This window comes from Mitsuaria sp. TWR114 (assembly GCF_007997345.1).
Window position 1 is genome coordinate 1 of record NZ_VOSR01000624.1, and the last position, 4,974, is coordinate 4,974.

4 protein-coding genes and 1 pseudogene are annotated in these 4,974 nt (G+C 70.7%); 3 read left to right on the top strand and 2 right to left on the bottom strand.

Annotated features, from left to right (window positions below; all coding sequences use genetic code 11):
• From FUT87_RS20910 to parC, 3 genes are all read left to right on the top strand, one after another.
• Positions 1-590: GNAT family protein (locus tag FUT87_RS20910; protein ID WP_310735280.1), on the top strand; the 590-nt coding region annotated here is incomplete at its 5' end.
• Positions 587-1,318 carry a lytic transglycosylase domain-containing protein gene (locus FUT87_RS20915; RefSeq protein WP_147242265.1) on the top strand — a complete coding sequence of 244 codons (732 nt, stop codon included), beginning with the start codon at positions 587-589 and terminating at the stop codon, positions 1,316-1,318. The genes FUT87_RS20910 and FUT87_RS20915, both read left to right, overlap by 4 nt.
• Positions 1,319-1,375: 57 nt before the next feature.
• Positions 1,376-3,730 carry a DNA topoisomerase IV subunit A gene (parC, locus tag FUT87_RS20920; protein ID WP_186830670.1) on the top strand — a complete coding sequence of 785 codons (2,355 nt, stop codon included), beginning with the start codon at positions 1,376-1,378 and terminating at the stop codon, positions 3,728-3,730.
• Between the two features lie 159 nt (positions 3,731-3,889).
• On the opposite strand, the gene FUT87_RS20925 is transcribed toward parC, so the two are convergent.
• Both FUT87_RS20925 and FUT87_RS29130 read right to left on the bottom strand, forming a co-directional pair.
• Complete coding sequence (locus FUT87_RS20925) at positions 3,890-4,426, bottom strand: TadE/TadG family type IV pilus assembly protein (RefSeq protein ID WP_147242267.1); 537 nt, start codon at positions 4,424-4,426, stop codon at positions 3,890-3,892.
• A gap of 7 nt (positions 4,427-4,433) precedes the next feature.
• Positions 4,434-4,974, bottom strand: a pseudogene (locus tag FUT87_RS29130) (pilus assembly protein TadG); the annotation flags it as partial.

Below are 4,974 nucleotides of genomic sequence, written 5' to 3' on the forward strand. Positions count from 1 at the left end.
CGGGCGGCCGGGCGGGCGTTGAGGCCGACATGGCCAGCACCGTGATGCAAGAACACCGCGTCACCCTTCGCCCGACGATGCTGTCCGACCTGGACTTCGTCGTCGGCGTGGAGCAGGACGCGGGCAACCGGCCCTTCATCACGCCCTGGGAGCGCACGCAGCACGAGGGCGCCATCCGTTTTCCGGACGCGCGCCATTTCATCGTCGAGCTGGATGCCGAGCGCGCCGGCTTCGTGATCCTGCAGGGCTGTCGCAATCCCAACCGCTCGGTGGAGCTCAAGCGCATCGTGCTCGGTCCGAAGGGGCAGGGCGTGGGGCGGGTGTGCGTGCGGCTGCTCAAGAAGATGGCCTTCGCGCAGCTGGGCGCGCACCGCTTCTGGCTGGATGTGAAGGGCCGCAATACGCGGGCCCAGGCGCTGTATCGCAGCGAGGGCTACGTCGAGGAGGGCCGGCTGCGCGAATGCGTGCGCGCCGAGCCGCTGCCCGACGCGCAGGGCGTGATGGGCGAGGGCTTCGACGACCTGATCGTGATGTCGCTGCTCAAGCGCGAGTTCGAGGCGCGCGTGGCGCAGGGGCTGGAGCCGTCATGAGCCACGGCCGCGGCCCCACGACGCGCGGCGTGCGGCTGCGCAAGCGCCTGGCGCTGAGCATCGCCGTGGCCTTCGCGGCCAAGCTGACGCCCGCGCATGCGGAGCTGTGGGGCTACGTGGACGCCGACGGCATCGCGCACTTCGCGCCGACGCAGGTCGACGGCCGCTTCCAGCCAGTGATGTCGCCGCTCAGCGGCATCCAGCGCGTGCCCGGCAAGACCGACCACGGCCAGCGTATGCTGACCTGGCTGGACATCGCCCCCGAGGTCAAGGCGGTGCAGCCCTACCTGCGCGAGGCGGCGGCGGCGACCGGCGTGGATGCTGAACTGCTGAAGGCCATCATCGCGGTCGAGTCCGGCTTCCGGCCGGAAGCGGTGTCGCCGCGCGGCGCGTCCGGGCTGATGCAGATCACGCCGGCCACGGCCCAGCGCTACGCCACCGCGGAGGAACTGCGGCGGCCGCTGCACCTGCTGGAGCCGCGGACCAACGTGATGATCGGCGCGCGCATGCTGGCGGACCTGACGCGGCGCTTCGGCCGGCTGGACGCGGCGCTGGCGGCCTGGAATGCCGGCGAAGGCGCGGTGCGGCGGGCCGGCGGGCAGATGCCCGACATCGACGAGACCCAGGCCCATGTGCACCTGGTGCTGGAGCTGTACTGGGCGCTGCTGCAGCGAAGCCTCGGCGCCCGGGCCCGGCAACTGACGATGGTCGCGGCGCCGCTCGAATGAGCGGGCGCGGCGACCGAGGATTTCCCAAGAAGATTCGAACGACCGGCGCAGGCCGGCATGAGAGAGATGACGCAAGAGACCTTTGATTTCGAGACGCCGGGCCAGCCGGGCGGCGGACAGGCGCCGTCGGGCGACGCGCTGACGCTGGCGCAGTACGCGCAGCAGGCCTACCTGGAATACGCGCTGTCGGTGGTGAAGGGCCGGGCGCTGCCCACCTACAGCGACGGCCAGAAGCCGGTGCAGCGCCGCATCCTCTACACGATGGAGCGGCTGGGCCTGGGCTTCGCCGGCGCCACCGGCGCCAAGGCGGTCAAGAGCGCCCGCGTGGTCGGCGAGGTGCTGGGCAAGTACCACCCGCACGGCGACCAGGCCGCCTACGACGCGATGGTGCGCATGGCCCAGGACTTCAGCCAGCGCTATCCGCTGGTGGACGGGCAGGGCAACTTCGGCAGCCGCGACGGCGACAACGCCGCGGCGATGCGCTACACGGAAGCCCGGCTGTCGATCTACTCGCGGCTGCTGCTGGACGAGCTCGACCAGGGCACGGTCGATTTCCAGCCCAACTACGACGGCTCCGAGAACGAGCCGCGCGAGCTGCCGGCGCGCCTGCCCTTCGTGCTGCTGAACGGCGCGTCGGGCATCGCGGTGGGCATGGCCACGGAAGTGCCCAGCCACAACCTGCGCGAGGTGGCGGAAGCGGCGGTGCTGCTGCTCAAGCGCCCGGACGCGGGCGACGACGAGCTCTACGCCGCGATCCAGGGCCCCGACTACCCGGGCGGCGGCCAGCTCATCAGCTCGGCCGAGGAGATCCGCGCCGCCTACAACACCGGCCGCGGCAGCTTGAAGCTGCGCGCGCGCTGGAAGATCGAAGACCTCGCGCGCGGCCAGTGGCAGCTGGTGGTGACCGAGCTGCCGCAGGGCGTCAGCACGGCCAAGGTGCTCGAGGAGATCGAGGAACTGACCAACCCCAAGGTCAAGACCGGCAAGAAGACGGTCACGCCGGAGCAGCTGCAGCTCAAGGCCTCGGTGCTGGCGGTGCTGGACAAGGCCCGCGACGAATCCAACAAGGACGCGCCGGTGCGCCTGGTGCTGGAGCCCAAGAGCCGCACCATCGAGCAGCAGGACCTGATCAACACGCTGCTGGCGCACACCAGCCTGGAAACCTCGGCGCCGCTGAACCTGACCATGGTCGGCGACGACGGCCGCCCGGTGCAGAAGACGCTGCGCAAGATCCTGACCGAGTGGATCGGCTTCCGCCTCAACACGGTGACGCGCCGCACGCAGCACCGCCTGGACAAGGTCCGCGACCGCATCCACATCCTGGAAGGCCGGCACGAGATCCTGCTGCACATCGACGAGGTCATCGCGCTGATCCGTCACTCCGACGAGCCCAAGCCGGCGCTCATCGAGCGCTTCAAGCTCAGCGAGCGCCAGGCCGACGACATCCTCGAGATCCGGCTGCGCCAGCTGGCGCGCCTGGAGTTCATCAAGATCGAGCAGGAACTCAAGGGCCTGCGCGAGGAGGCCGGCAAGCTCGAGGAAATCCTGTCCAACCCGTCGGTGCTGCGCCGCACGGTGGTCAAGGAGATCGAGTCGGACGCCAAGCAGTACGGCGACGAGCGCCGCACGCTGATCCAGGAGGACAAGCGCGCCGTGGCCGAGGTGCGCATCGTCGACGAGCCGGTGACGGTCGTCGTCAGCCTGAAGGGCTGGGTGCGCGCGCTCAAGGGCCATGAGGTCGATCCGGCGGCGCTGGCCTTCAAGTCGGGCGACTCGCTTTACGGCGTGTTCCCGTGCCGCAGCGTCGATCCGCTGGTGGTGCTGGGCAGCAATGGCCGGGCCTATTCGGTGCCGGTCTCGGCGCTGCCGGGCGGCCGCGGCGACGGCCAGCCGATCACGACGTTGATCGAGCTGGAATCCGGCAGCCAGATCGCCCATTACTTCGCCGGCGCGGCGACGCAGAAGCTGCTGCTCGCGGGCACCGGCGGCTTCGGCCTGGTGGCCGAGGTCGGCGACCTGGTCGGCCGCCAGAAGGCCGGCAAGGGCTTCCTGAGCCTGGAAGGCGAGGAGCGGCCGCTGCCGCCCGCGGTGGTGCCTGCCGGCGAAGTCGCCGGGGTGCAGGTGGCCTGCCTCTCGATGGCGGGGCGGCTGCTGACCTTCGCGATCGACGAGCTCAAGCACCAGCCCAAGGGCGGCCGCGGCCTGACGCTGATCGACCTGGACGCCAAGGACGCGCTGGTGAGCGTCGCGGCCTTCACCAATCAGCTCCTGGTCAGCGGGACGGCGCGCGGCGGCAAGGCCAAGGAGGAACCGCTGAAGGGCGTGGCCCTGGCCGGTTACGCCGGCAAGCGCGCCAAGAAGGGCAAGGCCTGTGACCTGATGCAGAAGCCGATGCGGGTGACGGCGGCCTGAGCGCCGGTCGGGGCGCCGGCGACGCACGCTGGCATGCCTGATTCAGGCACGCAGGGGACAAGCGTGTCCCCTGTTTCTTACCGCTGTGACGCGCCGCAACAAAAGTCGCGGGTTTGTGCAAGACACGAACGCATGCTGCAGTGCAAACTTCCTCACGAATCAACTCGTTTTTCGGGATGGGAGCAGCATGAAGTTCAAGTCTCTCGCCGTGGCGCTGGCCGCGGCCCTGATCGGTGGCGCCGCCGCTGCGTCGACGCTGGATCCGGTGTTCGTCACGCCGACCAACGGCAGTTTCTCGGACGTGGTCCTGGGCAGCTTCACCCTGACGCAAGCGTCGGACGTGACGGGCTCGGTGTTCGCCGCGACCTCGATCGACTTCGGCGGCGGCTTCACGCTGCCGCTGCAGTCGGTGGTGCCGTAGACGGCCAGGCAGCGTGCCTCGGTGGCGATGGTCGCGTCGCCGGGGCCGTGCTGCGACAGGTGGCGCGCGGCGTCGCGCACCGACTTGTCCAGCATGTTGTAGCTGAACACCGCGCGGCCCAGCTCGCTGGCGCCGAAGACCAGCAGCAGCAGGGGCGACATCAGCAGCGCGAGCTCGACCGCGGCGACGCCGCATGCGCCGCGCGCACTGCACACGGCGCGCCGCGCCGGCACGGCCGTCGAGGGAAGCAGGCGGGCGGGGCGGGCGGCGGACATGGCGGCCTCACTGCACCAGCGCCGGGACCATCGGTCCGATGCTGGCGGAATCGCCGGCCACGCCGGAGGAGGCGCAGGGGCTGCCGGTGGCGCTCGACAGGCCGACGTACTCCATCTTCAGCGTGTCGTTCGGGTTGTCGATCGGCTGCAGCATCAGCATGCAGCCCCAGCCCAGCACGGTGGTCGTGTGCGTGCCGCCGGTCAGCGAGGCGCAGTCGATGATGGGCGCCACCACCAGCCGGCGGTCGGCGCCGTACTGCGTGTGCTGCGCCACGGTGGTGGTCGGGTTGTAGGCGTTGCTGATCGCCAGCCCGGTCTCCGCGTTGCCGGCGGCGACGCTGCTGCCGTAGGGCGCATGCGCGCCGCGCCGGCTCAGGAAGTCCAGGCGCGCGTTGGCGCCGGCGGGCCAGTTGGTCGTCGTGTAGGCGTAGCCGGTGAAGTCCGGCGGCGCGTTGGTGACGTTGCTGGACCCCTGGTACAGACCGAAGCGGGTGTTCCAGGCCTTGGCCGCCGCGTTGCCCATGTTGCCCGGCGCGCCCACCGGCGCG